Source organism: Streptomyces sp. NPDC017936, assembly GCF_044328485.1.
In the GTDB taxonomy this organism is placed as follows: domain Bacteria; phylum Actinomycetota; class Actinomycetes; order Streptomycetales; family Streptomycetaceae; genus Streptomyces.
Map to the genome: position 1 here is coordinate 1 of NZ_JBIRHK010000011.1, position 25,532 is coordinate 25,532.

Genomic DNA, 25,532 nt, shown 5'->3' on the forward strand with positions numbered 1-25,532 from the left:
TGGTCACCCACTCCACGAGCGCATGCGGCAGGTCGAGTGCGGCAGGATAGATGACCAACGAGGCCCCCGAGCCGTGTGGTTGAGACGTCAGACATTTCGATCAACTGCCCGGGGGCCTCGCTCGTTGCGCTCCGCGGACGTCACCCGATCAGTGGCCCACTCGAAGAAGCTCACTGTTCCACCGACTCGGCTGGTCGGACCGAGTCGTGAGTGGATTCACCGCCGGCCGGCGGTGATTTCCGTATGACGTCAACGATCTTGCAGGTGCGGAATAGCGCGAATCAATGATCTTGAGGAAGATCTGAGATCCGGAACGGTTCGGAGGCCTCGCCGCCCTCCTCACCACACATAATTGAATTGCGAAATGAATTCCCGTGGAAATCGGTTTCTCGCCGGCTCGCCGCATGCGGGCGCCGGCCGACGGCGAAGGCCCGGCGCCCCTTTCGGGGTGCCGGGCCTCGGAGCCGGTGTGCTGACCTGGGTCAGTGGGCGTGGCCGTGGCCGTGGCCGGCCGCGGCGGGCTCCTCCTCTTCCTTCTTCTCGACGACCAGGGTCTCGGTCGTGAGGAGGAGGGAGGCGATGGAGGCGGCGTTCTCCAGGGCGGAGCGGGTGACCTTCACCGGGTCGATGACGCCGGCCTTGACCAGGTCGGTGTACTCGCCGGTGGCGGCGTTGTAGCCGTTGCCCTTCTCGAGCTCGGCGACCTTGGAGACGATGACGTAGCCCTCGAGGCCGGCGTTCTCGGCGATCCAGCGCAGCGGCTCGACGGCGGCGCGGCGGACGACGGAGACACCGGTGGCCTCGTCGCCGGTCTTGTCGAGGTTGCCCTCGAGGACCTTGACGGCGTGGACCAGGGCGGAGCCACCACCGGAGACGATGCCCTCCTCGACCGCGGCGCGGGTCGCGGAGATGGCGTCCTCCAGACGGTGCTTCTTCTCCTTGAGCTCGACCTCGGTGGCGGCGCCGACCTTGATCACGCACACGCCGCCGGCCAGCTTCGCGAGGCGCTCCTGGAGCTTCTCGCGGTCCCAGTCGGAGTCGGTGTTCTCGATCTCGGCCTTGATCTGGGCGACGCGGCCCTGGACGTCCTCGGAGTTGCCGGCGCCGTCGACGATGGTGGTGTCGTCCTTGGTGACGGTGATGCGGCGGGCGGAGCCGAGCACGTCGACGCCGACCTGGTCGAGCTTGAGGCCGACCTCCTCGGAGATGACGGTGGCACCGGTGAGGGTGGCCATGTCCTGGAGCATCGCCTTGCGACGGTCACCGAAGCCCGGGGCCTTGACGGCGACCGCGTTGAAGGTGCCGCGGATCTTGTTGACGACGAGGGTGGAGAGGGCCTCGCCCTCGACGTCCTCGGCGATGATCAGCAGCGGCTTGGAGGAGTTGGTCTGGATGACCTTCTCCAGCAGCGGCAGCAGGTCGGCGATGGAGGAGATCTTGCCCTGGTTGATGAGGATGTAGGGGTCCTCCAGGACGGCCTCCATGCGCTCCTGGTCCGTCACGAAGTACGGCGACAGGTAGCCCTTGTCGAAGGCCATGCCCTCGGTGAAGTCCAGCTCCAGGCCGAAGGTGTTGGACTCCTCGACGGTGATGACACCGTCCTTGCCGACCTTGTCCATCGCCTCGGCGATGAGCTCGCCGACCTGCTGGTCCTGGGCGGACAGCGCGGCCACGGCGGCGATGTCGGACTTCTCGTCGATCGGGCGGGCCGAGGCGAGCAGGTCGTCGGAGACGGCCTTGACCGCGGCGTCGATGCCCTTCTTCAGCAGCGCGGGGGAGGCGCCGGCGGCGACGTTCTTCAGGCCCTCGCGGACCAGCGCCTGGGCCAGGACCGTGGCGGTGGTGGTGCCGTCACCAGCGATGTCGTTGGTCTTGGTCGCCACCTCCTTCACCAGCTGCGCGCCGAGGTTCTCGTACGGGTCCTCGATCTCGACCTCGCGGGCGATCGTGACACCGTCGTTGGTGATGGTGGGGGCACCGAACTTCTTGTCGATGACGACGTTGCGGCCCTTGGGGCCGATCGTCACCTTGACCGTGTCGGCCAGCTTGTTGACGCCGCGCTCGAGGGCGCGACGGGCGTCCTCGTCGAACTTCAGGATCTTCGCCATGACAGCGGGAGCCCTCTCGGAATTCTGGGGTGGAATGACGCTGCGCCCCCGGCGCCCTTGATCAATGGTCGTGGGGGCCAGGGGCGCAGCGTTCGAAGCAATGTGCTTCGAGGTGACTTACTTCTCGATGATCGCGAGGACGTCGCGAGCCGAGAGGACGAGGTACTCCTCGCCGTTGTACTTCACCTCGGTGCCGCCGTACTTGCTGTACAGGACGACGTCGCCGACCTTGACGTCGAGCGGCAGGCGCTCGCCGTTCTCGAAGCGGCCCGGGCCCACGGCGAGGACGGCGCCCTCCTGGGGCTTCTCCTTCGCGGTGTCCGGGATGACCAGGCCAGAGGCCGTGGTCTGCTCGGCGTCGAGCGGCTGGACCACGATGCGGTCCTCGAGCGGCTTGATGGCAACCTTGGAGCTGGCGGTCGTCACGATCCGACCTCCCCCTTCGGAGATCTCACGGGGTTAACTGTCTGAGGTGGCGACCAGGTCGATCCGTCGTCGCGGGTGCCGGACCTGCCCGTCGCGTTGTTGGCACTCTCCAGTGGGGAGTGCCAGGGCTGAGACTATGACCGGGGTTAGCACTCGGTCAAGCGGAGTGCCAATGCCCGCGGCGCGTCGGCGTAATTTCGGTGGACGTGAGCGTCCTGACCCCCGGCGTCGGCGTGGCTGGGGGCCGCCGCCCCCGGGCCCCCGCTCCGGCCCTGGACGGGCCTCGTCCTCAAGCGCCGGACGGGCTGATTCCACGGGGCCTCGTCAAGAGGTTCCGCCGAACGGGCTGGTTTCGCCGGCCCTCCCCGGAAGGTTCCGCCGGACGGACCCGAGGTGCCGCCGGCGGGGTCCCGGGGAGGGGCGGCTCCCGGCGGGAGGACGACCGCCTACAGGTAGTCCTCCAGCCGTCCCACCGTCAGCCCCTGTTCCCGCACCTGCCGCAGCAGCCGTGCCGTCCGCTCCCTCAGGGTCGGGCCCGGGGACTCGTCCGGGTCCACGGCGATGACGTCTCCGGGGCGGAGGCGGTGGGCGCCGTGGGCGTAGGTGAGCTCGGCGGGGCCCATCGAGGCGCGCCAGAGCACGATCGCGGTGATGCCGCAGTCGGCGGCGGCGCGCCGGGTGGTGGAGTCGTACCCGCCGTAGGGCGGGCGGAAGAGGCGGGGGCGCACGCCGAAGCGGGCGCTGAGCTTGTCCTGCTGGCCGCAGATCTCGGCGCGCTGGCCGGCGTAGGGCAGGCCGCGCAGGGCCGCGTGGTCGAGGGTGTGGTTCTGGAGGGTCGCGCCGACGGACCGGAGCCGGGCGAAGTGACCGTAGCCGGGGCCGGCCACGCTGTCCGTGAGGAACATGCTGACCGGGAGGCGGAGTTCGCGGACCATGTCGACGAAACGGGGGTCGCGTTCGGCGCCGTCGTCGTAGGTGAGGAAGACGACCCTGTCGCGGGTCGGGACGTGGTCGACGACGGGCGGGAGCGCCGCCCGGGCGGGGCTGCCGGACAGGGGACGGGCGGTGCGGGCGGACGCGGGGGCCGTCGGTTCCCGGCGGCGAAGGGTGTCCGTCCGCTCGGGCGGGGCCGGGAGCGGGCGGGACTCCCGGGCGTCCGGGCGGACCCGTTCCACCGCCTTCCGGCCCAGCCGTTCGATCGGGTCGACGGACTGGGCGCAGCCGGTCAGCGCCGCCAGCGTCAGCAGTGCGGCCGCGGCCGCCGCCGGCCCCCGCTTCCTCACAGGTAGTCCTCCAGGCGTGCCACCGCGTACCCCTTCCGCGTGACCTTGTTCAGGAACCGGCGGATCATGTCGGGCATCGAGCCCTTCCAGTCGTTCCGGCCGCGGAAGTGGGTCAGGACGATGTCGCCGGGGTGGAGGTCGCGGTCCCACTCGCGGTACTCCCAGTGGTCGACGAAGACCTCCTCGCTCCAGAGGGGAACGTGCTTGACGCCGCACCGCTTGGCGGCGCGCAGCGTGTCGCGGTTGTAGTTGCCGTACGGCGGCCGGAAGAGGGTGGGCCGTTCGCCGTAGCGCTCCTCGATCACGTCCTGCATGCCGCAGATCTCGTGCTTCTGGCGCTGGTAGGACAGGCCCGGCAGATAGGGGTGGTGGAGGGTGTGGTTGTTCAGGCCCACCCCCTCGGCCTGCATCCTCGCGAAGAAGCGGTAGTCGTCCTTGATGAGGTAGTCGCTGAGGAAGGCGGTGTACGGGATCTTCAGCTCGCTCATCATGCGCAGGAACGCCGGGTCCTTGTCGGCGCCGTCGTCGATGGTGAGGAAGACGACCTTCCGCTCGGTGGGGACGGTGGTGAAGACCGGGGGCAGGTCCTGCTCCTCGTGGCCACGGACCTCGAAACCCTCGCGGGTGGTGATGCGCGGCTTCCTCGCGGGAGGTGCGGGGGGCACCAGCGGGACCTCCTCCAGGCCCCAGCGCCTCGCCGCCGCGACCCGCTCCGCGTGGTCGGCGCGCAGCCTGTCCGCGTACGAGCGCGAGGCGCCCGCCGGGGTTCCTCCGGGCTCCTGGCCGGCGGCGGGACGGCTGCCGGCGGTGCCCGGGCCGCCGCCCTGCGCGCAGCCCGACGCGATGGCCGTCAGGGCGAGGACGGCGACCCCGCCCCGGATCCTCCCTCGCCGTACCGCCTTTTTATCGTTTTGTACGACTGATCCCATGGCGCCGGATCCTCGCAGCCGCGCTCCGGGCTCCCCGTCCGACACCCCGCCCGGTACGGCGGCCGGAGGCGCACCGTCCCCCGACTGGCCCACAATGAGCCGGTGAACGACCTCGCCCCCCTCCTCACCCCCGAGGGCCGTGCCCTCCTCGACGCCGTGCGCGGCACCGCCCCGGCCGACGAACTCGCCGTCGCCACCCGGCTGCGCCGCGACCATCCCGCCGGCCTGGTCTCGGCCGCGCTCGGTCAGGCCCGGCTGCGGCAGCGGGCGGCGGCCAAGTTCGGGGCCGAGGACGCCGGGCGGATGTTCTTCACGCCGAACGGGGTGGAGCAGTCGACCCGGGCGAGCGTGGCGGCGTACCGGGCCGAACGGTTCCGGGAACTGGGCGTGACCTCGGTCGCCGACCTGTGCAGCGGGATCGGCGGCGACGCCATCGCGTTCGCCCGCGCCGGGATCCGGGTCCTCGCCGTGGACCGCGACCCGACGACGGCGGCGGCCGCACGGGCGAACGCGCGGGCGCTGGGACTGAGCGACCTGATCGAGGTGCGCGAGGCCGACGTCACCGGAGTCGACACCGCCGGGTACGACGCCGTGTTCGTGGATCCCGCGAGGCGGGGCGGCCGGGGCCGGATCTTCGACCCGGAGGCGTACTCACCACCCCTTTCCTGGGCCGTGCGGGCGGCTCTCGGGGCCCGGTGCGCCGCCCTGAAGATCGCGCCCGGCGTACCGCACGAGGCGGTCCCCGCCGAGGCGGAGGCCGAGTGGATCTCCGACGGCGGGGACGTGAAGGAGGCGGTGCTGTGGTTCGGGACGGCGCCGGGGGCGGTACGGGCGACCCTGCTGCCCGGCCCGCGCACCCTGCTCGGCACCGGCCTGCCGAACCCGGACGTCCGGCCCCTCGGCCGCTGGCTCTACGAGCCCGACGGCGCCGTCATCCGGGCCCATCTGGTCGCCGAGGTCGCCCACGAGGTGGAGGGCGGACTGATCGACCCCACCATCGCCTACGTCACCGCCGACGAGCCGCGGCCCACCCCGTACGCCACCGCCTACGAGATCACCGACCAGCTCCCCTTCAACGTCAAGCGGCTCAGGGCCCTGCTGCGGGAGCGGGAGGTGGGGATCCTGACCGTGAAGAAGCGGGGGTCGGCGGTGGAGCCGGAGGAGCTGCGCAGGAAGGTCAAGCCGCAGGGGCCGAACGCGGCGACCGTGTTCCTGACCCGGGTGGCGGGGGCGCCGACGATGCTGATCGGCCACCCGGCCTGACCGGCGCCGGCCCCGACCGGCGATCACGCCCGAGCGACTGCCCCGCCTCCCCGGCCGACGACCCCGACGGGCCGGCCGGCCCCTTCGGCCGGAGGGGCCGGCCACCTCACATCGGTCGGCCACCTCGCCGGTCGGCCGGCCGCCTCGGCCTGACCGGCCGGCGCCCCCGACCGGCGATCCGCCCGGCCGACCGGCGGCCCGGCCTCAACGGCCCCTCGCCCCGCCGGCCGACGGTCCCGCCCGGTCACCGGCCGCCCGCCCCGACCGGCGCACCCCGCCCGTCCCGTCACGCGCCCCTCCCCTCACCCGCCCGTCCCGCCGCCCCCGCGCCCGTCCCCCGCCTGCTCCGCCCGGTGCAGCAGCAGCGTCCGTTCGCGTTCGTTGGCGGTCAGCCCGGCCGCCCGGGTGAACTCCGCCCGGGCCTCCGCCGTACGGCCCAGGCGCAGCAGCAGGTCGCCGCGGACGCTGGGCAGGAGGTGGTAGTCGCGCAGGGCGGGGTCGGTGGCGAGGGCGTCGACGATCTCCAGGGCCGGGGCCGGGCCCTCCGTCATGGACACCGCCACGGCGCGGTTGAGCTCGACGACCGCGGAGCCGGTGCGGGCCGCCAGGAGACCGTAGAGGAGGGCGATGGTCCGCCAGTCCGTGTCCTCGTAGCGGTACGCGCGCGCGTGGCAGGCGGCGATGGCCGCCTGGAGGGCGTACGGGCCGGGCGCGCCGTACGGGGGTCCCGCCGCTCGGGCGGGACCGGGAGAGGAGGCGGCGGCCTCGGCGCGGGCCAGGGCGGCCACGCCGCGGGCGATGAGCATGCGGTTCCAGCGGCGGCGGTTCTGGTGCTGGAGGAGGACGGGCCGGCCCTCGGAGTCGGTGCGGGCGGCCGTGCGGGACGCCTGGAACTCCAGCAGCGCCGCGAGGCCGTGGACCTCGGGCTCCTTCGGCATCAGCGCGGCCAGCCGCCGGGACAGGCGCAGGGCGTCCTCGCACAGGGCCGGGCGGAGCAGGTCGTCGCCCGCGGTGGCCGCGTACCCCTCGTTGAAGACCAGGTAGATGACGTCGAGGACCGAGCCGAGCCGGGCCTCGCGGTCGGGGCCGTACGGCACCTCGAAGGGGACGTTCCGCCTGGCGAGGGTGCGCTTGGCGCGGACGATGCGCTGCGCGACCGTCGGTTCCGGGACCAGGAAGGCGCGGGCGATCTCGGCCGTGGTCAGGCCGCCGAGCAGACGCAGGGTGAGGGCGATGCGGGCGTCCGCGGACAGCACCGGGTGGCAGGCGGTGAAGACGAGGCGCAGGAGATCGTCGTCGATGTCGTCGGGGTCGTGGCCGGCGGCGGGCTCGGGCGGGGCCACCGTGGTCTCGAGGTCGCGGCCGATCTCCGCGAGCTTGCGGGCGTACGTCTCCCGGCGCCGGACCAGGTCGACGGCGCGGTGCCTGGCGGTGGCCGTGAGCCAGGCTCCGGGGTTGTCGGGCACCCCGTCGCGCGGCCACTGCTCCAGCGCGGCGACCAGGGCGTCCTGCGCCAGTTCCTCGGCGAGGCCGACGTCCCGGACGACCCGGGCGACGGCGGCGATGACGCGCGGGGACTCGAGGCGGAAGACGGTCTCGACGGCGGCGCGGGGGTCGTCGCGGGGAGTGGCCCGGGCGCCGGTGGTGGGCTGCTGTCGCACAGCCCACCATCGAACACCCCGGGCGGCCTCGGGGAAAGGAACGTCAGCCTTCCTCGATCTCCCGGATCTCCAGGGTCAGGGTCCACTCGTCGCCGTGCACCTTGAGGAAGCGCTTGCCCCATTCGAGGGCCTCGGCCTTGTCCCTGCACTGCATGATCGCGTAGCCGCCGATGACCTCCTTGGTCTCGGTGAAGGGCCCGTCGGTGGAGGAGATCTCGCCGCCCTTCAGGTGCAGGCGGGAGCCCTGCGCCGTCGGGAGCAGCCCGGCGGTGTCGAGCATGACGCCGGCCTTGGTGATCTCCTCGATCAGTTCGCCCATGCGCTGCATCAGCTCGGGGCTGGGGCCGCCGGCGGGCACGTCGTTCTCGTCGATCCGGATGAGCGACAGGTAGCGGGGCACGGTGACTCCTCGGGTGTCGTGGACCGGGCTCCTCCCGGCCTCTCACCCCTGCGTCGAACGGGGCCCGGCCGGATCGACACCCCGCGGGGGATTCCCCGGGATTTTTTTCCGGCGGCCCCGTCGGCGACGCGGCGTCGCGCCACGCGCCCGGTTCGGTCATCCCCGGTTCAGCGACTTCCACAGGTCGCTCGCCGCCGGTTCCGCGGCCACCACCCGGTTGGGGTCCGAGGGCGCCGTCACCACCGGCAGGGTCACGGTCGTGACGTGCTGGGCGGACAGGCCCTTCAGGCTCTGTCCGAGTTCCGTCAGCTCGGCGAGGGAGTCCAGGCCGGTGTCGGTGGTGAGGCTGCCGGTGAGCGCGTCGGCGACCTGGTAGAGCCGGGTGGGGCCGGTCAGCAGGTCGGTGGTGGAGATCTGCTCCAGCAGGGCCTTCACCAGGGTCTGCTGGAGGCCTATCCGGCCGAGGTCGCTGCCGTCGCCTATGCCGTGCCGGGTGCGGGCCAGCGCCAGGGCCCGGGTGCCGTCGAGGTGGTGGGTGCCGGCCGTGAGGCACAGATGGCTGTCCTCGTCGTCGATGTCCTCGGTCGTGGTGACGGTGACCCCGCCGAGCGCGTCCACCAGCTCGGCGAACCCCGCGAAGTCGACCTCGACGAAGTGGTCCATGCGGACGTCCGTCATCGACTCGACGGTCTTGACCGCGCACACCGGGCCGCCCACGGAGTAGGCGGTGTTGAACATCGCGCCGTACGCCACCGCCGTCGAGCCGCCGGAGGGCAGCGGGCAGGACGGGCGGGTGACGAGGGTGTCGCGCGGGATGCTGACGATGGTGGCGGCCGTGCGGCCGGCGTCGACGTGCACCACCATCGCGGTGTCGGAGCGGGCGCCGGTGCTGTCGCCGCCCCCGAGCTCCTGGTTCTCCGCGCCGCTGCGCGAGTCGGAGCCGAGGACCAGGATGGTGACGGCCTCGGTGGGCAGCGGGGCGGCGGAGGCCGTGCCGGACGGGGACGGCGTGGTCACCGCGCGCGCCGGACGGTCGTCGCCGAGCGCGTTGTCGATGTCGACGCTCGTGATGTTGTCGTTCAGGTGCCGGTACATCCAGCCCGCCGCCCCGGCGCCCAGCACCAGGGCGCCCGCGAGGACGAGGCCGACGGCCTTGAGCGCTCCGGACCGCCGGCCCCGTCGTCCGTCCCCGTGCCCGCCCGCGTCGTGTCCCGTCACGGGGAGAACCTCAGCCCGGAAATATGAGAGGACTGTTAAAACCGGGGTCCCTCGACGGTTTTCTTCGGAAGATCTCAGACTGCGCGCCGGGCTCCGGGGACCCGCGGCCTCAGCCCAGCGTCACCGTCGGCACCGGATTGCTCCCGCTCCACGTCCCGTTGAACCCGAAGGTCACCGAACCGCCGTCGGGAACCGTTCCGTTGTACGAGGCGTGGGAACAGGTGACCGCCGCTCCCGACTGGGTGCAGTCCGCGTTCCACGCCTGCGTGATCCGCTGCCCCGCCCCGTAGGTCCAGCTCGCCTTCCACGAGGACAGCGCCGCCCCCGAGCAGGCGATCCGCACCTGCCCGGTGAAGCCGGTGTTCCACTGGCTGGTGACGCTGTACGCCGCCGTGCACGCACCCGTGGGCGGCGGGGTCGTGGTGCCGCCGAGCGCCTCGACGATCGCGCGGTAGGCCGGTTTCGGCGCGTAGTTCTCGTCGTACGGCGTCGCCGCGCCCTGGCCCGGGAAGGTGCTCGGGATCCACGAGTCGGAGTCGGTGAAGCCCCAGACGGTCACGCCCGTGCAGCGGCTCACGGCCAGACAGGCGTTCATGACCGCCTTGTAGTCGGCGGCCTGCTGGGTGAGCTTCGCGCTGTCCGAGGGCAGTTGCATCCGGATGTCCAGCTCGGTGATCGCCACGTCGACGCCCAGGTCGGCGAAGCGCCGGATGTTCTGCTGGAGGGTGGACGGCACCTGACCGAGGATCAGGTGGGCCTGCAGGCCGACGCCGTCGATCGGGACGCCTCGCTCCTTCAGCGACTTGACCAGGTTGTACAGGGCCGTGCTCTTGGCGTTGACGCCCTCGACGTTGTAGTCGTTGATGTAGAGCTTCGCGGCGGGGTCGGCGGCCCGCGCCCAGGTCAGGGCGCTCGCGATGTAGTCCGCGCCGAGGCCGTCGTACCAGAGGGTGGAGCGGTAGGTGCCGTCCTCGTCGAAGGGCTCGTTGACGACGTCCCAGGCGGCGACCCGGCCCTTGTAGCGGCCGACCTCGGTGGCGATGTGGTCCTGGAGCAGCGTGCCGAGCCGGGCGGACGTCCAGCTGCCGTCGGTCAGCCAGTTCGGGTTCTGGCTGTGCCAGACCAGGGTGTGGCCGCGCACGTCCTGGTCGTGGGCCTCGGCGAAGTCGACGATCTGGTCGGCCTCGGCCCAGTCGAAGGTCCCCTGGGTCGGCTCGACCGAGCCCCACTTCATGGCGTTGCCGGGGGTGAGCCAGTTGAACTCCCGTCCCGCGATGTCGCCGTAGGTCCCGGTGAGCTTGGAGCCGGTGACCGCCGTGCCCATGGCCCTGCCCTTGGCGGCGGCGAGGTCGCGCAGCGGGGTGTCGGCGGCGTGGGCGGTCGTGGTGCCGGCGGTGACCAGGGCGCCGACGGCGGCCGCTCCGGCGAGCAGGGCGGCGAGTCGCACACGCAGCGGCGCCCTGGAGGGACCCGGGATCCGGACGGTTCCCGGCGTACGGGACGTGCCGGATGGTCGGGAGGTGAAGGAGGTGCGCGAGGTGCGGGAGGTGAAGGGGGCGAGGGAGGTTCTCATAGGGGCCTCCGAAAGTTTCGGCTGTGTAACCGATTGACTTCGGAGGAGTGTGGAGGCGTCCTCCCCACCCGTCAATACGTCACCTTCCGGCCAACGGCGGCGCAGCCGTGCTCGCGCGCACCACCAGACTGGTGGCCAGCTCCACCCGGGTCGCCGCCGGCGCCTCCTGCGACCGCCCCAGCTCCAGCACCAGGCGGGCCGCCGCCTCGGCCATCTCCGTGAGCGGCTGCCGCACGGTCGTCAGCGGCGGGCCCACCCAGCGGGCCACCGGCAGGTCGTCGAAGCCGACCACGCTGACGTCCTCCGGAATGCGCAGGCCCAGCTCGCGGGCGGCCTCGTAGAAACCGAGGGCCTGCAGGTCGTTGCCGGCGAAGACGGCGGTGGGCCGGTCGGGGCGGGCGAGCAGCTCGCGGCCGAGCCGGTAGCCGGCCTCGTGGTGGAAGTCGCCGGTCTTGACCAGTGCGGGGTCGACCGGCAGCCCGGCCGTCTCCAGGGCCGCGCGGTAGCCGTCGATGCGGGCCCGGCTGCACATCATCTGCGGGGGCCCGCTGATCGCGCCGATCCGGCGGTGCCCCAGCTCCACCAGGTGCCGGGTGGCGGCGAGCCCGCCCTGCCAGTTGGTGGCGCCGATCGACGGCACGTCCGCGCCCGGGTCGCCCGCCGGGTCCATCACCACGAACGGGATGGACCTGCTGGTCAGCAGCGCGCGCTGGGACTCGTCGAGCCCGGACAGCACCAGCACCACGCCGTGCGGGCGGCGGGCGGCGACCTGGTCGGCCCAGGTCCGTCCGGGCGTGAGCCGCCCGGCGCTCTCGCTCAGCACGACGCTCAGCCCGGCGTCCCGCGCCACGTTCTCGACGCCGCGGATGACCTCCATCGCCCACGCGCTCTCCAGCTCGTGGAAGACCAGGTCGATCAGGGGCGAACGGGTCGCCTCGGCCCGCCGGCGCCGGTAGCCGTGGGCGCGCAGCAGCTCCTCGACGCGGGTGCGGGTGGCCGGGGCGACGTCGGCGCGGCCGTTGAGGACCTTCGAAACAGTCGGCGCCGAGACACCGGCCTCACGGGCGATCTCCGCGAGCGTCGCGGTCTGCGCGGACCTGGCGTCGGTCCGCGCCTTCGGCCCGTCGTCCGGGGTCGTCGGCCGGTCTTCCGTCCGCGTGTCAGCGGGCTCCGAGGGTGTCATGGCGGCGATCGTATCCCCGCACGACCTCTTGACGAACCCCTCGCCGGGCCATAGGTTCCCGGAACATTCGAAGTACGGCTCGAAACATTCGTACGCTTCGGTTCCCCACTGGTGGCTCACCGACCTCTGACAGGAGTTTCATGACCACCGCCCCCTGGCGCGACCCCGCCCTGCCCGCCGCCGCCCGTGTCGACGACCTCCTCGCCAGGATGACCCTGGAGGAGAAGACCGCCCAGCTGTACGGCGTGTGGGTGGGCGCCGAGACGGACGGCGAGGGCGTCGCCCCCCACCAGCACGACATGACCGCCGACTATGACTGGGACGAGCTGATCACCCGGGGGCTCGGCCAGCTGACCCGCTCGTTCGGCACCGCCCCCGTGGACCCGGCGCTCGGCGCCCGCGCCCTGGCCCGCGCCCAGCGCCGGATCGCCGAGGCGGGCCGCTTCGGCATTCCGGCCGTGGCGCACGAGGAGTGCCTGGCCGGCTTCACCGCCTGGCGGGCCACCGCCTACCCGGTCCCGCTCGCCTGGGGCGCCGCCTTCGACCCGCCGCTGGTGGAGGAGATGGCCCGGCGCATCGGCCGCGACCTGCGCGCGGTCGGCGTCCACCAGGGCCTCGCGCCCGTCCTGGACGTCGTGCGCGATCCGCGCTGGGGCCGGGTCGAGGAGACCATCGGCGAGGACCCCTACCTGGTCGGCACCGTCGGCGCGGCCTATGTGCGCGGCCTGGAGTCGGCCGGGATCGTCGCCACCCTCAAGCACTTCGCCGGGTACGCCTCCTCGGCGGGCGCCCGCAACCTGGCCCCGGTCCGGGCGGGCACCCGCGAGTTCGCGGACGTGACGCTGCCGCCGTTCGAGATGGCGCTGCGCGAGGGCGGGGCGCGCTCGGTGATGGCCGCGTACACCGAACGGGACGGGGTCCCCGCCTCCGCGGACCCGGAGCTGCTCACCGGCCTGCTGCGCGAGGAGTGGGGCTTCACCGGCACGGTGGTCGCCGACTACTTCGGCATCGGTTTCCTCCAGACGCTGCACCGGGTGGCCGGCACCCCCGCGGAGACGGCCCGGCTGGCCCTGGAGGCCGGCATCGACGTGGAACTGCCGACGGTGAAGTACTACGGCGAGACGCTGGTGGCCGCCGTCCGCGAGGGGCTCGTCGACGAGGACCTGGTCGACCGGGCGGCCCGCCGGGTCCTGCTCCAGAAGTGCGAGCTGGGTCTCCTGGACGAGGACTGGCGGCCGGAACCCGCCGGGCGGGACGCCGTCGACCTCGACTCGGCGGCCAACCGGGCCGTGGCCCGCCGGCTGGCGGAGGAGTCGGTGGTCCTGCTGGACAACCCGGACGGCCTGCTCCCGCTGTCGCCGGACAGCCGGATCGCCGTGGTGGGCCCCAGGGCGGCGGACGCGCTCGCGATGCTGGGCTGCTACTCGTTCCCCTCCCACGTCCTCACCCACCACCCCGGGGTGGAGCTGGGCATCGGGATCCCGACGCTCCTGGACGCCCTGCGGACGGAGCTTCCCGACGCCAAGGTGACGTTCGCGGAGGGCTGCCCGGTCTCCGACCCGGACGTCACCGGCTTCGAGGAGGCGGTGACGCGGGCCGCGGAGGCGGACGTCTGCGTGGCCGTCCTCGGCGACCGGGCGGGCCTGTTCGGCCGGGGCACGTCGGGCGAGGGCTGCGACGTGGCGGACCTGCGCCTGCCGGGCGTCCAGGGCGAGCTGCTGGACGCCCTGGTGGCCACGGGCGTCCCGGTGGTGCTGGTGCTCCTCACCGGCCGCCCCTACGCCCTGGGCCGCTGGCACGGCCGCCTGGGTGCCGTCGTCCAGGCCTTCTTCCCCGGCGAGGAGGGGGGTCCGGCGGTCGCGGGGGTGCTGTCGGGCCGCGTCAACCCCTCGGGCCGGCTGCCCGTGAGCGTGCCGCGCGAGACGGGCGGCCAGCCGTGGACGTACCTCCAGCCGCCGCTGGGTCTGGCCGGGGAGGTCAGCAACCTGGACCCGACGCCGCTGTACCCGTTCGGGCACGGGCGCGCGTACACGGACTTCGCCTGGGAGGACTTCTCGGACGGCGCCGGGGAGCCGGAGGTGCCGACGGACGGCTCGTACGAGGTGTCGGTGACCGTCCGCAACACCGGCGCACGGGCCGGCGCCGAGGTCGTCCAGCTCTACCTGCACGACCCGGTGGCCAGCGTGACCCGTCCCGACGTACGGCTGATCGGCTACCGGCGCCTGGAGCTGGACCCGGGGGACGCCCGCCGGGTGACCTTCCGCTTCCACGCCGACCTGTCGGCGTTCACGGACCGCCGGGGGCGGCGGGTGGTGGAACCGGGCGCCCTGGAACTGCGGCTGTCGGCCTCCAGCGCCGAGCCCCGGCACACGGCACGGGTACGGCTGACGGGGCCGGTCCGGGTCCTGGGGGCGGACCGGCGGCTGCGCTGCGAGGCGGAGGTGGCGGAGGTGTCGGACACCTGAGGAGCGGCCGGGACGGTTCCCCGAGCGGGCGGGGCCGTGCCGGTACGGGCCTCGGGGGCGCCCCGGTCCGGCGGCAGCGGGGCACCTCGCGGACGCCGGCGGTACGACGAGTCCGACGGCGCGTGCGCCCGTGAGCCCGACAGCGGATCCGGCGGCGGGCCCGACCGCGAGCCCGACAGCGGATCCGGCGGCGGGCCCGACCGCGAGCCCGGCAGCGGGTGCGCAACGCGCCGGCCGCCGCCGGGAGGCACGCCGCACGGCCGGCTCGCGGCCCGGCGGCCGGCTGCGGGCGGACCCTCCGCGGGGGCTCGTGCTCAGGGGCGTCCGGCGGTACGGCCGGGGCCGCCCCGGACGCTTCCCCTCCACGACCCGGCGCCGGACGGCCACGCCGCCGCGCACGGCTGCGCGGAGCGGGACCCCCGGCGGGCGGCACGCCCGCGGTCACGCGCGGAGCGGGTGAGGGCGGGCGTGCCGCCCGCCGCCGGTCAGGCCTCGTCCGCCACCGCTTCGAACCGCCACCGGTGCACCGCCCGGCGCACCAGCTCCCCGTCGGGCTCGGGCAGTTCGGGGAGGTCGGCGTCGTACGCCGCGTCCCACCACGTGATGACCAGCACCCGGTCCTGCGGGGCGCGCAGGACCTCCCGGCGCAGCGGCTCACGGGGCAGCCGTCGGCCCCGGACCCACGCCAGCAGCTCCTCCCCGCGCCCCTCGACCGCCCGGGCCTCCCACATCAGCGCGACCGTCATGACGCGGCCCTCAGCACCCTCGGCGCCTTCACGAGTACAGGTTGTCCTTGCTGACCTCGTGCACGTGGTCGTGTCCGTGGCCGGTCCCCGGGACGTGCGGGTCGGTCACCGGGAGGGACGAGTCGGCCGAGAGGTCCCAGTCGGACGCGGACCGGCCCCGGGCGACCATCTCCGCGCCCAGGGCGGCGACCATCGCGCCGTTGTCCGTGCACAGCTTGGGCCGGGGGACGCGCAGCCGGATGCCGGCCGCCTCGCAGCGCTCCTGGGCGAGCGCGCGCAGCCGGGAGTTGGCGGCCACGCCGCCGCCGATCATCAGGTGGTCGACGCCCTCGTCGCGGCAGGCCCGTACGGCCTTGCGGGTCAGGACGTCCACGACCGCCTCCTGGAAGGAGGCCGCCACGTCGCGCACCGGCACGTCCTCACCGGCCGCCCGCTTCGCCTCGATCCAGCGGGCGACCGCCGTCTTCAGGCCGGAGAAGGAGAAGTCGTACGCCGGATCGCGCGGTCCGGTCAGGCCGCGCGGGAACGCGATCGCCGCCGGGTCGCCCTCCCGGGCGTACCGGTCGATGACCGGACCGCCCGGGAACCCGAGGTTCAGCACCCGGGCGATCTTGTCGAAGGCCTCCCCCGCCGCGTCGTCGATGGTGGCGCCCATCGGGCGGACGTCGGAGGTGATGTCCGAGGAGAGCAGCAGGGAGGAGTGGCCGCCGGAGACCAGCAGCGCCATCGTCGGCTCCGGCAGCGGGCCGTGCTCCAGCTGGTCCACGCAGATGTGGGAGGCGAGGTGGTTGACGCCGTACAGCGGCTTGCCGAGCGCGTACGCGTACGCCTTCGCCGCCGAGACGCCGACCAGCAGCGCGCCCGCCAGGCCCGGGCCCGCCGTCACCGCCACGCCGTCGAGGTCCCTGGCCGTGACGCCGGCCTCCTTCAGCGCCCGGTCGATCGTCGGGACCATGGCCTCCAGGTGGGCCCTGCTGGCCACCTCGGGCACGACCCCGCCGAAGCGGGCGTGCTCGTCGACGCTGGAGGCGACGGCGTCCGCCAGCAGCGTGGTGCCGCGGACGATGCCGACGCCGGTCTCGTCGCAGGACGTCTCGATGCCGAGGACGAGAGGTTCGTCAGCCATTGATCTCGGTTCCTTGTGCTGAGGTCGGTTCGGCGGCGGCGCCGCCCTCGGAGGGCTCGGAGGCCATGGTCAGGCGCATCACCAGGGCGTCCACGTTGCCCGGCTGGTAGTAGCCCCGCCGGAAGCCGATGGGTGCGAAGCCGAAGCGCTCGTAGAGCCGCTGGGCGCGGACGTTGTCGACGCGGCACTCGAGCATGACCTCGGAGCACTCGAACGCGGTCGCCGCCCGCAGGAGGTCGGTGAGCAGGCGGGAGCCGAGGCCCGTGCTCTGGTGGTCGCGGGCCACCGCGATGGTCTGCACGTCGGCCTGGTCGCCGGAGGAGGCCAGGCCCGCGTAGCCGACGATCCGGCCGCCGGACTCCGCCACGACGTAGCGGCGGGTCGCCTCGGGGCCTCGGGAGTGCGCCAGCTCGGACCAGAACATGCCGCGCGACCAGGCGTCCTCGGGGAAGAGGTCCTTCTCCAGTTCGAGGACGGGGTCGATGTCCCACCAGCGCATCTCGCGCAGCGACGGGCCGTCGGGCGCGGGGGCGTCGACCGCGGGGGTGTCGGGCTCGGTCACTTGGGGGTGACCACCTTGTAGTTCTTGGGCACCTGGGCGTCCGGCCGGCGCAGGTACAGCGGGCGCGGCGCGGGGAGTTCCGCACCGGCGGCGAGCCGTTCGGCGGCCAGCGAGGCGAGGGCCGCGGCGGACACGTGCTCCGGCTCGTGCGCCTTCGGGAAGGTGTCGGGGTAGAGCAGCGCGCCCGCGCCGACGGCCGGCAGCCCGGCGACCCGGTCGGCGATGTCGGCCGGGCGGTCGACGGCGGGGTCCGTGAGCCGGGTGCGGGAGTCGGCGTAGCGCGCCCAGTAGACCTCCTTGCGGCGGGCGTCGGTGGCCACGACGAAGGGGCCCTCGAGGTCGGCGGCGTAGGCCAGGCCGTCGAGGGTGCACAGGCCGTGCACGGGGACGCCGAGCGCGAGGCCGAAGGTGTCGGCGGTCATCAGACCGACGCGCAGCCCGGTGTACGGGCCGGGGCCGACGCCGACGACGATCCCGGTGACGGCGTCGAGCCTCCTCCCCGCCTGGGCGAGGAGGCGGTCGACGGCCGGCAGCAGCAGCTCGCCGTGGCGGCGCGCGTCCACCTGGCTCGACGAGGCGATGACGTCCGTGCCGTCGTGCAGGGCGACGGTCACGGCGGGAGTGGCGGTATCCAGAGCGAGCAAGAGCACGCAAACAGCCTACGGCTCCTCGGCCCGAGCGCCCGGCCGTCCCGGTCGGGGCACTGCCGGCTGCTAACGTCACCGCGGGACGCGAAACACCGCGTACCCCACCCAAGTGCGACAAACGGGTACGGCGCGGCAGGTACGACGAAGGAGTGGTCGCCGGTGGCAGGCAGCAGCTCGACGGTCGTGGCCGGACTCACCGCGGCGGCCGTCGGCACGATCGGCTTCCTCGCCCACCAGGCGTCGGCGAACGCGCCGGACGCGTTCGGCGCGCCGCGCGCGAGCGCCTCCGCGGCCGCGTCGAAGGCGCCCCGGGACAGGAGGAACCCGGCCGCCCTGCCGGCCGGCTCCGGCACGGGGGAGCGCGTCGTCTACTCGGTGGACGACGACCGGGTGTGGCTGGTCGGGGAGAACGGCAAGGTCCGGCGGACGTTCACGGTCACCCCGGGCAGCGTCGACCCGCCGCCGGGCGCCTACGTCGTCACCTCCCGCTCCCGCGCCACCACCGGCACCGACGGCGTCCCCGTCGAGCACGTGGTGCGGTTCGCGAGCGTCGGCGGGGTGGTCGTCGGCTTCAGCGCGGCCGTGGGCGGCCCGCGACGGACGCCGGACCCGGCGGTGCGCACGGGCGGGATCCGCGAGTCACGGGCCGACGGCGACGCGATGTGGCTGTTCGCGACCATCGGGGAACGGGTCGTCGTGATCCGTTAGCCCGGTGCGGGGACAGGGCGGCGCGACCGTGCGGCGGCGCGGGGGTACGCGGCTCACCGGGCCGGTGCCCGGCGTGCGCGGTCGCCCGCACGGCGCCCGCGCCGGCCGGGCCGCGGGGGGTTACGCGGCTTCCCGGTGCCGCGGCCGCTCGGCGGCGGCGCGGGGCCGGGACACCGGCTCGGGCTCGGGGGCGCGCGGCGGGCGGGACACGGCCTCGGCGGCCGCGCAGGACGCCAGCAGCTCCCGCATGGACACCCCGGCGCGTGCGGACGACCGCGGCTGGACCTCGTGATCGGTGGCCGACATGGACGCCTCCTGGCGGGCCGGGGCGGCCCTGGTTAGGTACACCTAACTACGGACTGGATACCATGTGACCACGCACGGGACGCCGAACGCAACATCTTGCCGACGTCTTGTCGGAACGTTCATGCGAACGTCGGAGGGGCACCCGGCGCGCTCAGGCCGCCAGCACGCTCAGGTCCGCCGACGCCCACCGCTCCCCCAGCCCGGTGACCGTCACCTGCCGCACCTCGTCGGTCGTGTCGCCGACGGCCCGGTGGATCCGCACCTGGAGCCGCTCCTCCGTCAGCTCCTCGACCTTGCCCTCGCCCCACTCCACGACCACCACCGAGTCGGGCAGCGACACGTCGAGGTCGAGGTCCTCCATCTCGTCGAGCCCGCCGGACAGGCGGTACGCGTCGACGTGGACGAGCGGCGGACCGCCCCCGAGGGACGGGTGGACGCGGGCGATCACGAACGTCGGGGAGGTGACCGCGCCGCGCACCCCGAGCCCCTCGCCGAGCCCGCGCGTCAGCGTCGTCTTGCCCGCGCCCAGCTCCCCGCTGAGCATCACGAGGTCGCCGGCGCGCAGCAGCTTGGCCAGACGGCGACCCAACTCCCGCATCTGTTCAGGGGAGTTGACGATCATCTCGGTCTCGGCCGGAGGCCGCGTCGTGTTCTCTTCCATCGTCGCTCACTCGCAGTAGTCCACGGATCTCATCCCGCACGGGGCCGGTCCGGACCGGCCGGACCGCGGCCGAAGGGCCGGAAGCCGCCTCTCAGGAGGAGGCGGAGTCACAGCCACCCACGGTAGCCGTGCTCGGCACCGCCCCGGCGCGGGCGAGCAGATCGGCGAGGCGGTCGGTGACCACTTCCGGGTGCTCCAGCATCACCAGGTGACCGGCGTCCGGCACGAGCACCAGCTCGGCGTCCGGCAGCAGGTCGGCGATCGCCTCGCTGTGCTCGCTGGGCGTGACCAGGTCCCCGATCCCGGCCAGCACCAGCACCGGCATCCCCTGGAAGCAGGCGAGCGCCTCGGTCTTGTCGTGGTCGTTGAAGGCCGGGTAGAACTCGGCGACCACGTCGATGGGCGTGCCCTCGATCATCCGCTCGGCGAACCGGGCGACGGCCGGGTCGACGTCCCGGGAGGCGAACGAGTACCGCTTGATGACCCCGGCGAAGAGATCGGCGGTGGCCCGCCGGCCCTTCTCCACCAGCTCCGCGCGCTGCCCCAGCGCCTTCAGCACGCCGGGGAGCACCCGCCGCACCACGTTGACCCCCGCGACCGGCAGACCGAAGTTGACCTCGCCGAGCCGCCCCGAGGAGGTGCCGACGAGGGCGGTGGCGACGACCCGCTCGCGGATCAGCTCGGGGTACTGCGCGGCCAGGGCCATCACCGTCATCCCGCCCATGGAGTGCCCGACGAGCACGATCGGCCCCTCGGGGACGGCCGCGTCGATGACGGCCCTCAGATCGCGCCCGAGCTGGTCGATGCTGACCGGCGCCCCGTCCCGCAGCTGGGCGGCGCCGCGGGCGGAACGGCCGTGGCTGCGCTGGTCCCAGTGCACGGTCCGGACGACCCCGCGCAGGGCCGCGCGCTGGAAGTGCCAGGAGTCCTGGGTGAGGCAGTAGCCGTGGCTGAAGACGACGGTGACCGGGAGGGGGGCCTTGCGGCCGAAGAGCCGCCGGCGCCGCGGTGCCGGGCCGCCCTCCGGCTCCACGTCGTCGACCTCGTAGTACAGCTCGGTGCCGTCGTCGGCGACGGCCCTGCCGGGGGTGCCGCGCAGGGCGCCGTACGGGCCGGCCGCGTCGAGGGCGAGGCGCGCCTTCGCGCGCATGCCGCGGCCGACGGTCATCCGCTCCAGGGCCACTCCCGCCGCGGCGCCCGCGGCGATCACGCCTATCGCGGCGCCGGCGACACCGGTCGCCCGGCGCCAGCCTCCGGCCGCCCCCGTCGCGGAGGCGACGACGGCCGCCGAGGCGGCGCTCGCCACTGCCTCCGCACTGCTCTCGCTCACGTACCGCTCCCTCTTCGGCCGACGCCGGTCGTTCGAACGCTGTGACGGATGGTGCTCACGTAACGCTGTGCCGGTGTGGTGCTCACGTAACGCTGTGCCGGATGGTGCTCACGTGACCCGGGTGAAGCCCTGCCTCGGACGCCGCCCGGCGGTCTCCCGCTCCGCGGCGTCCCTGCGACTGGGTTACCCGTCTCGTCCCTCGTTCACATGGACGCGGGGAACCCGCGTTCCGATGCGCGTGACGATCTCGTACGCGATGGTGCCCGCGGCCTGCGCCCAGTCCTCGGCGGTGGGCTCGCCGCGGTCGCCGGGCCCGAAGAGCACCGCTTCCGCGCCGGTCCCGGGGTCGTCGCCGCCGAGGTCGACGACGAACTGGTCCATCGCGATCCGCCCCGCGGCCGTGCGCCACTTGCCGCCGACGAGCACCGGGCCGGTGCCGGAGGCGTGCCGGGGGATGCCGTCGGCGTACCCGAGGGGCACCAGGCCGAGGGTGGTCTCGCCGAGGGTCGTGTAGTGGTGGCCGTAGCTCACGCCGTGCCCGCCGGGGACCTTCTTCACGAGCGCCAGGGAGGCCGTGAGGGTCATCACCGGACGCAGTCCGAAGTCGGCGGAGGCGCCGACCTCGGGGCTGGGCGAGACGCCGTACATGGCGATGCCCGGGCGGACGAGGTCGAAGTGGGACGCGGAGAGCGTCAGCGTGGCCGGCGAGTTGGCGATGTGCCGCACCTCGGGCCGCACGCCCTGCTGCTCGGCGTACGCGACCATCTCGCGGAAGCGGGAGAGCTGGGCGGCGACGGACGGGTGCCCGGGCTCGTCGGCGCAGGCGAAGTGGGACCACAGGCCGGTGACGCGGACGAGCCCCTCGCTCTCGGCGCGCAGGGCCTGCGCGACCAGTTCGGGCCAGTCGGCGGGCTGGCAGCCGTTGCGCCCCAGGCCGGTGTCGGCCTTCAGCTGCACCCGGGCGGGCCGCCCGGCGAGCCGGGCCGCGTCGACGGCCTCGCGCAGCGCCCACATGCCGCTCAGGGACACGTCGAGGTCGTTCTCGATCGCCTCCCGCCAGGGGCCGCCGGGCGTCCACAGCCAGCACATGATCCGCACGTCCGCCGGCAGCCCGTCCCCGGCGCGCAGCGCGAGCGCCTCCTCGGGCGTGGCGGTGCCGAGCCAGGTGGCGCCGGCCTCGACGGCGGCACGGGCGCACGGCAGCGCGCCGTGGCCGTACGCGTCGGCCTTCACCACGGCCATGAACGCCGCGCCCGGCGCCTTGGCGCGCAGGGTCCGCACGTTGGCCCGCAGCGCGGCCAGGTCGATCTCGGCGCGGGCGCGCGACGGGTGGGCGGTCGGCTGTGCAGTCTCACTCATCGCGCCCAGTGTCTCAGAGGCCCCGGAAACCCCCTGAGCGCCGGGCCCGCTCCCCGGGCTCCGCGCGCGGCACGCGGCGGGCCGCCGTGCGCGGGGCGGGACGGGGCGGCGAACGGCGGCCGGGCCCCTCGCCCTTCCCCTCCGTGCACGGGCGGGGCCCCTCGCCCCGCCCCTCCGCGCACCCTTCGCCCCCGTCCGCCGGCCGGCCCCTCAGCCGCGTCCGCCGGCCGGCCCCTCAGCCGCGTCCGTCGGCCGACCCCCTCACCCGCGCGTGACATCGCGCACACCCCGCGCACGACCTCCCGCGCACCCCCCGTACGACATCCCGCTCACGCGGCGTGACCTCCCGTCCGCCCCGGCACGACATCCCGCACCCCCCGGCGTGACCTCCCGCCCACCCCGACACGACATCCCGCACCCCCCGGCGTGACCTCCCGCCCACCCCGACACGACATCCCGCTCACGCGGCACGCCCCCCGCTCACCCCCGCACGACGTCCCGCCACGCCCTCGCCACCGCCTCCGCCACGTCGTGCGCCCCCACCGGCGCGCCCCCGGCCGCGAACCGCCCCGCCAGCCCGTGCAGGTACGCGCCCGCGCTCCCCGCGTCCACCGCGGACAGCCCCGCCGCCAGCAACGACCCCACCAGCCCGGACAGCACGTCCCCGCTCCCGGCCGTGGCCAGCCACGACGTGCCGGTGGCGTTCACCCGCACGGCTCCGCCCGCCGCGTCCGCGACCAGCGTCGTCGAGCCCTTCAGCAGCACCGTCGCCCGGTACCGCGCCGCCAGCTCCCGCACCGCGGCCAGCCGGCCCGCCTCGACCTCCTCCCGCGCCACGCCCAGCAGCGCGGCGGCCTCCCCCGCGTGCGGAGTCATCAGCGTCGGCGCCGTGCGTCCCCGCACGGCCTCCGTCTCCGCCAGCCGCAGCGCGTCCGCGTCGATCAGCACCGGCACGCCCGCCGCCAGCACCTCCGCCACCGTGCCGGCGTCGTCGCCGATCCCCGGCCCGACGACCCACGCCTGCACCCGGCCCGCCTGCCGGGGGCCCTGGTCGGAGACGAGGGTCTCGGGGAACCGCGCGATGACCGCGTCCCCGGCGGGACCGACGTACCGCACCGCTCCGGCCCCGCCGCGCAGCGCTCCCGCCACCGCCAGCACGGCCGCCCCCGGATACCGGGCGGACCCGGCGGCGACACCGACGACCCCGCGCCGGTACTTGTCGCTCTCCGCCGCCGGCACCGGCAGCAGCGCCGCCACGTCGGCGTGCTGCAACGCCTCCAGCTCGGGCTCCCCGGGCAGCTCCAGCCCGATGTCGACCAGCCGCACCGACCCGGCGTGCTCCCGCGCCGGATCGATCAGCAGCCCCGGCTTGTGGGCGCCGAAGGTGACGGTGAGGTCGGCCCGCAGGACGTCCCCGCGCACCTCCCCGGTGTCGGCCTCCACCCCGCTCGGCAGGTCGACCGCCACCACGGCGGCCCCCGACGCGGCGACCAGCTCCGCCAGCGCGGCGGCGTCCTTGCGCAGCCCGCCCCGCCCGCCGATCCCGACGATGCCGTCGACGACGAGGTCGGCCCGCCGCAGCACCTCCCCGGCCGCGTCCGGCGCGACCGTGCGGCCGCCCGCCCGCCGCAGCGCCGCGAGCCCTCCGGCGTGGGCCCGTTCGGGTGTGAGCAGCACGGCGCTCACCCCGGCCCCGCGCCGGGCGAGCCGCGCCCCGGCGTACAGGGCGTCCCCGCCGTTGTCCCCGCTGCCGACCAGCAGCACGACCCGGCTCCCGTACACCCGCCCCGACAACTCCGCGCAGGCGGCGGCGAGCCCGGCGGCGGCCCGCTGCATCAGCGCGCCTTCCGGAAGCCGGGCCATCAGCTCCCGCTCGGCGGCCCTGACCGTGTCCACACTGTAGGCAGTACGCATGGGATTACCCCTACCCCCGCTCCTACCCCTCCGCCACCACCACCGCCGAGGCCACCCCGGCGTCGTGACTCAACGACACGTGCCAGGCCCGCACGCCGAGTTCGGCGGCCCGTGCGGCGACCGTGCCCCGCACCCGCAGCCGCGGCTGCCCGCTGTCCTCCACGTACACCTCCGCGTCGGTCCACAGCAGCCCCGCGGGCGCCCCCAGCGCCTTGGCCACCGCCTCCTTCGCCGCGAACCGCACCGCCAGCGAGGCCACCCCCCTGCGCTCCCCGCTCGGCAACAGCAACTCGCGCTCCACGAACAGCCGCTGCGCCAAGGCGGGCGTCCGCTCCAGCGACGCCGCGAACCGCTCGATCTCGGCCACGTCGATACCGACCCCGATGATGCTCATGCGAGCACCTTACGGAGCGGGAGTCACCGCGGTCCCGGCAGTGCCGGACCCCGCACGAGAGCGAACAAACGTCCGCGCTCGGACGGTTGACCACCCTCTCGGCAGTACGGCGCGGCTCCGGCCGCTCCCCGAGCCCGCCGCCCCCACCACCGGGGCCGGCCCGCCGCCCCCGGCCCCCGCTGTCACCGCCGACTGCTAGCCTGCGGCGACTTGATCACTTCAGCACAGCAGTCACACACCTGCCTGCCGCGCGCCCTGGGGGGCCAGTCCGCGCGCCGCGGAGAGCAACGCCAGGGGGCGGAGGAATGAACAGCACCAGCAGCGGCGGAGCCACGGGCTCGGCCGGACCGACCTTCGATCCGTACGACAACACGCCCGAACTGATCTCCCTGCGCTCGGCCGCGCAGGCCGGTGACTGGCCCGCCGTGCGGGCCTTCGTCACCGGGCTCGGCTCCGTCGCGAAGGTCTGCTCCGCCTCGTCCCTCCTCGCCGGCATCGCCGGCGTCGAGAACCTCCTGGAGCGGGCGGCCGCCGACCTGCCCGGCGACCCGCTGCCGCGCACGCTCCTCGCGCACCGGTACGTCGTCATCGGCTGGGACATCCGCAGCAGCGCCCGCGCGCAGTACGTCTCGCGGGAACAGTTCGAGCAGTTCCACGCCTGGCTGCGCCGGGCCGAGCAGCTGCTGATCGAGGTGTGCGCCGAGCACCCGGCGTACGCCCCCGCCTGGACGGTCCGGCTGATCACCGCGCGCGGCCTCCAGCTGGGACAGGCCGAGGCGCGCCGCCGCTACGACCGGCTGTCCGCGCACCACCCGCACCTGTACAACGCGCAGACGCAGCTGCTCCAGCAGGTCTGCCCCAAGTGGGGCGGCTCCTGGGAGGCGGCGCACGGCTTCGCCCGCGAGTGCGCGACCGCCGCCCCCGACGGCTCGGTCAACGGCGCGCTGGTCGCGCTCGCCCACATCGAGCACTGGCTGGACCTGGAGGGCGCCGAGCGCGCCGCCTACCTGCGGGGCGTGCCGGTCCGCGACGACCTGCGGTTCGCCGCGCAGGTCTCGGTGCTGCACCCGTCCCACCGGCCCGACTGGAACACGATCGGGGCGCACAGCGCGTTCGCGTTCGCCTTCTCGCTGGGCGGTCACACCGCGGACGCGGCCCCGCACTTCGCCTTCCTCGGCGACCGCGCCCCGGAGCACCCGTGGGACTACCTGAGCGATCCGAGGGCCTCGTACCTGAAGTACCGCAAGTCCGCGACGGAAGCCTGAGGGGC

The 25,532-nt window shown here is 74.5% G+C and carries 23 protein-coding genes; 4 read left to right on the forward strand and 19 right to left on the reverse strand.

Annotation, left to right across the window (positions count from 1 at the left end):
* Positions 1-482: 482 nt before the first annotated feature.
* From groL to ACH4F6_RS22855, 4 genes are all read right to left on the reverse strand, one after another.
* Complete coding sequence (gene groL, locus ACH4F6_RS22840) at positions 483-2,108, reverse strand: chaperonin GroEL (protein ID WP_397962157.1); 1,626 nt, start codon at positions 2,106-2,108, stop codon at positions 483-485.
* 117 nt (positions 2,109-2,225) lie between these two features.
* The gene (gene groES / locus ACH4F6_RS22845) at positions 2,226-2,534 is read right to left on the reverse strand and encodes a co-chaperone GroES (protein WP_039652762.1); all 309 of its coding nucleotides are present in this window, start codon (positions 2,532-2,534) and stop codon (positions 2,226-2,228) included.
* A 446-nt stretch (positions 2,535-2,980) separates the two neighbouring features.
* Positions 2,981-3,817, reverse strand: a complete 837-nt coding sequence (locus ACH4F6_RS22850; RefSeq protein WP_397962158.1) for a polysaccharide deacetylase family protein — start codon at positions 3,815-3,817, stop codon at positions 2,981-2,983.
* Positions 3,814-4,746, reverse strand: coding sequence for a polysaccharide deacetylase family protein (locus ACH4F6_RS22855; protein WP_397962159.1), 933 nt, complete (start codon positions 4,744-4,746; stop codon positions 3,814-3,816). The genes ACH4F6_RS22850 and ACH4F6_RS22855 overlap by 4 nt, the downstream gene beginning before the upstream one ends.
* 102 nt (positions 4,747-4,848) lie before the next feature.
* Here ACH4F6_RS22855 and ACH4F6_RS22860 point away from each other — a divergent pair, with 102 nt between their 5' ends.
* A complete protein-coding gene (locus ACH4F6_RS22860) occupies positions 4,849-6,009 on the forward strand; it encodes an SAM-dependent methyltransferase (RefSeq protein WP_397962160.1) in 1,161 nt (386 codons plus the stop codon).
* Between the two features lie 302 nt (positions 6,010-6,311).
* Here the strand turns inward: ACH4F6_RS22860 and ACH4F6_RS22865 are convergent, their stop codons facing one another.
* The 5 genes from ACH4F6_RS22865 to ACH4F6_RS22885 all read right to left on the reverse strand — a co-directional run bounded on the left by ACH4F6_RS22865 (position 6,312) and on the right by ACH4F6_RS22885 (position 12,044).
* On the reverse strand, positions 6,312-7,670 hold the full coding sequence (locus ACH4F6_RS22865) for an RNA polymerase sigma factor (RefSeq protein WP_397962161.1): 1,359 nt from the start codon (positions 7,668-7,670) through the stop codon (positions 6,312-6,314).
* A gap of 43 nt (positions 7,671-7,713) precedes the next feature.
* Entirely contained in the window at positions 7,714-8,070 is a 357-nt protein-coding gene (locus tag ACH4F6_RS22870; protein WP_397962162.1) for a YciI family protein, read from the reverse strand.
* A 156-nt stretch (positions 8,071-8,226) separates the two neighbouring features.
* Positions 8,227-9,288, reverse strand: a complete 1,062-nt coding sequence (locus tag ACH4F6_RS22875) for an LCP family protein (RefSeq protein WP_397962163.1) — start codon at positions 9,286-9,288, stop codon at positions 8,227-8,229.
* A gap of 109 nt (positions 9,289-9,397) precedes the next feature.
* On the reverse strand, positions 9,398-10,741 hold the full coding sequence (locus ACH4F6_RS22880; protein ID WP_397962394.1) for an endo-1,4-beta-xylanase: 1,344 nt from the start codon (positions 10,739-10,741) through the stop codon (positions 9,398-9,400).
* A gap of 199 nt (positions 10,742-10,940) precedes the next feature.
* Positions 10,941-12,044 (reverse strand): LacI family DNA-binding transcriptional regulator, encoded by a 1,104-nt coding sequence (locus ACH4F6_RS22885; RefSeq protein WP_397962164.1) that lies wholly within the window; start codon positions 12,042-12,044, stop codon positions 10,941-10,943.
* Between the two features lie 140 nt (positions 12,045-12,184).
* Here ACH4F6_RS22885 and ACH4F6_RS22890 point away from each other — a divergent pair, with 140 nt between their 5' ends.
* Positions 12,185-14,509, forward strand: coding sequence for a glycoside hydrolase family 3 N-terminal domain-containing protein (locus tag ACH4F6_RS22890; RefSeq protein ID WP_397962165.1), 2,325 nt, complete (start codon positions 12,185-12,187; stop codon positions 14,507-14,509).
* Between the two features lie 485 nt (positions 14,510-14,994).
* Here the strand turns inward: ACH4F6_RS22890 and ACH4F6_RS22895 are convergent, their stop codons facing one another.
* From ACH4F6_RS22895 to tsaB, 4 genes are read right to left on the reverse strand one after another with little or no spacing between them, the layout of a single operon-like run.
* A complete protein-coding gene (locus ACH4F6_RS22895) occupies positions 14,995-15,255 on the reverse strand; it encodes a hypothetical protein (RefSeq protein ID WP_397962166.1) in 261 nt (86 codons plus the stop codon).
* A gap of 28 nt (positions 15,256-15,283) precedes the next feature.
* Positions 15,284-16,381, reverse strand: coding sequence for a tRNA (adenosine(37)-N6)-threonylcarbamoyltransferase complex transferase subunit TsaD (tsaD, locus tag ACH4F6_RS22900; protein WP_397962167.1), 1,098 nt, complete (start codon positions 16,379-16,381; stop codon positions 15,284-15,286).
* Positions 16,374-16,880 carry a ribosomal protein S18-alanine N-acetyltransferase gene (gene rimI / locus ACH4F6_RS22905; RefSeq protein WP_397962395.1) on the reverse strand — a complete coding sequence of 169 codons (507 nt, stop codon included), beginning with the start codon at positions 16,878-16,880 and terminating at the stop codon, positions 16,374-16,376. The genes tsaD and rimI overlap by 8 nt, the downstream gene beginning before the upstream one ends.
* Before the next feature lie 59 nt (positions 16,881-16,939).
* The gene (gene tsaB / locus ACH4F6_RS22910) at positions 16,940-17,593 is read right to left on the reverse strand and encodes a tRNA (adenosine(37)-N6)-threonylcarbamoyltransferase complex dimerization subunit type 1 TsaB (RefSeq protein WP_397962168.1); all 654 of its coding nucleotides are present in this window, start codon (positions 17,591-17,593) and stop codon (positions 16,940-16,942) included.
* Positions 17,594-17,749: 156 nt separating this feature from the next.
* Here tsaB and ACH4F6_RS22915 point away from each other — a divergent pair, with 156 nt between their 5' ends.
* Positions 17,750-18,298, forward strand: coding sequence for a hypothetical protein (locus ACH4F6_RS22915; RefSeq protein WP_397962169.1), 549 nt, complete (start codon positions 17,750-17,752; stop codon positions 18,296-18,298).
* Between the two features lie 120 nt (positions 18,299-18,418).
* On the opposite strand, the gene ACH4F6_RS22920 is transcribed toward ACH4F6_RS22915, so the two are convergent.
* The 6 genes from ACH4F6_RS22920 to ACH4F6_RS22945 all read right to left on the reverse strand — a co-directional run bounded on the left by ACH4F6_RS22920 (position 18,419) and on the right by ACH4F6_RS22945 (position 24,262).
* The gene (locus tag ACH4F6_RS22920; protein WP_397962170.1) at positions 18,419-18,604 is read right to left on the reverse strand and encodes a hypothetical protein; all 186 of its coding nucleotides are present in this window, start codon (positions 18,602-18,604) and stop codon (positions 18,419-18,421) included.
* 151 nt (positions 18,605-18,755) lie between these two features.
* On the reverse strand, positions 18,756-19,265 hold the full coding sequence (gene tsaE / locus ACH4F6_RS22925) for a tRNA (adenosine(37)-N6)-threonylcarbamoyltransferase complex ATPase subunit type 1 TsaE (RefSeq protein ID WP_397962171.1): 510 nt from the start codon (positions 19,263-19,265) through the stop codon (positions 18,756-18,758).
* Positions 19,266-19,356: 91 nt separating this feature from the next.
* Complete coding sequence (locus tag ACH4F6_RS22930) at positions 19,357-20,595, reverse strand: alpha/beta fold hydrolase (protein ID WP_397962172.1); 1,239 nt, start codon at positions 20,593-20,595, stop codon at positions 19,357-19,359.
* A 183-nt stretch (positions 20,596-20,778) separates the two neighbouring features.
* Positions 20,779-21,954: an alanine racemase gene (gene alr, locus ACH4F6_RS22935; protein ID WP_397962173.1), complete on the reverse strand. Its 1,176-nt coding sequence runs from the start codon at positions 21,952-21,954 to the stop codon at positions 20,779-20,781.
* Positions 21,955-22,434: 480 nt separating this feature from the next.
* Positions 22,435-23,868, reverse strand: a complete 1,434-nt coding sequence (locus tag ACH4F6_RS22940) for an NAD(P)H-hydrate dehydratase (protein WP_397962174.1) — start codon at positions 23,866-23,868, stop codon at positions 22,435-22,437.
* Between the two features lie 22 nt (positions 23,869-23,890).
* The gene (locus ACH4F6_RS22945) at positions 23,891-24,262 is read right to left on the reverse strand and encodes a holo-ACP synthase (RefSeq protein WP_397962175.1); all 372 of its coding nucleotides are present in this window, start codon (positions 24,260-24,262) and stop codon (positions 23,891-23,893) included.
* 305 nt (positions 24,263-24,567) lie between these two features.
* Here ACH4F6_RS22945 and ACH4F6_RS22950 point away from each other — a divergent pair, with 305 nt between their 5' ends.
* On the forward strand, positions 24,568-25,527 hold the full coding sequence (locus ACH4F6_RS22950; RefSeq protein ID WP_397962176.1) for a hypothetical protein: 960 nt from the start codon (positions 24,568-24,570) through the stop codon (positions 25,525-25,527).
* The last annotated feature ends 5 nt before the right edge of the window (positions 25,528-25,532 follow it).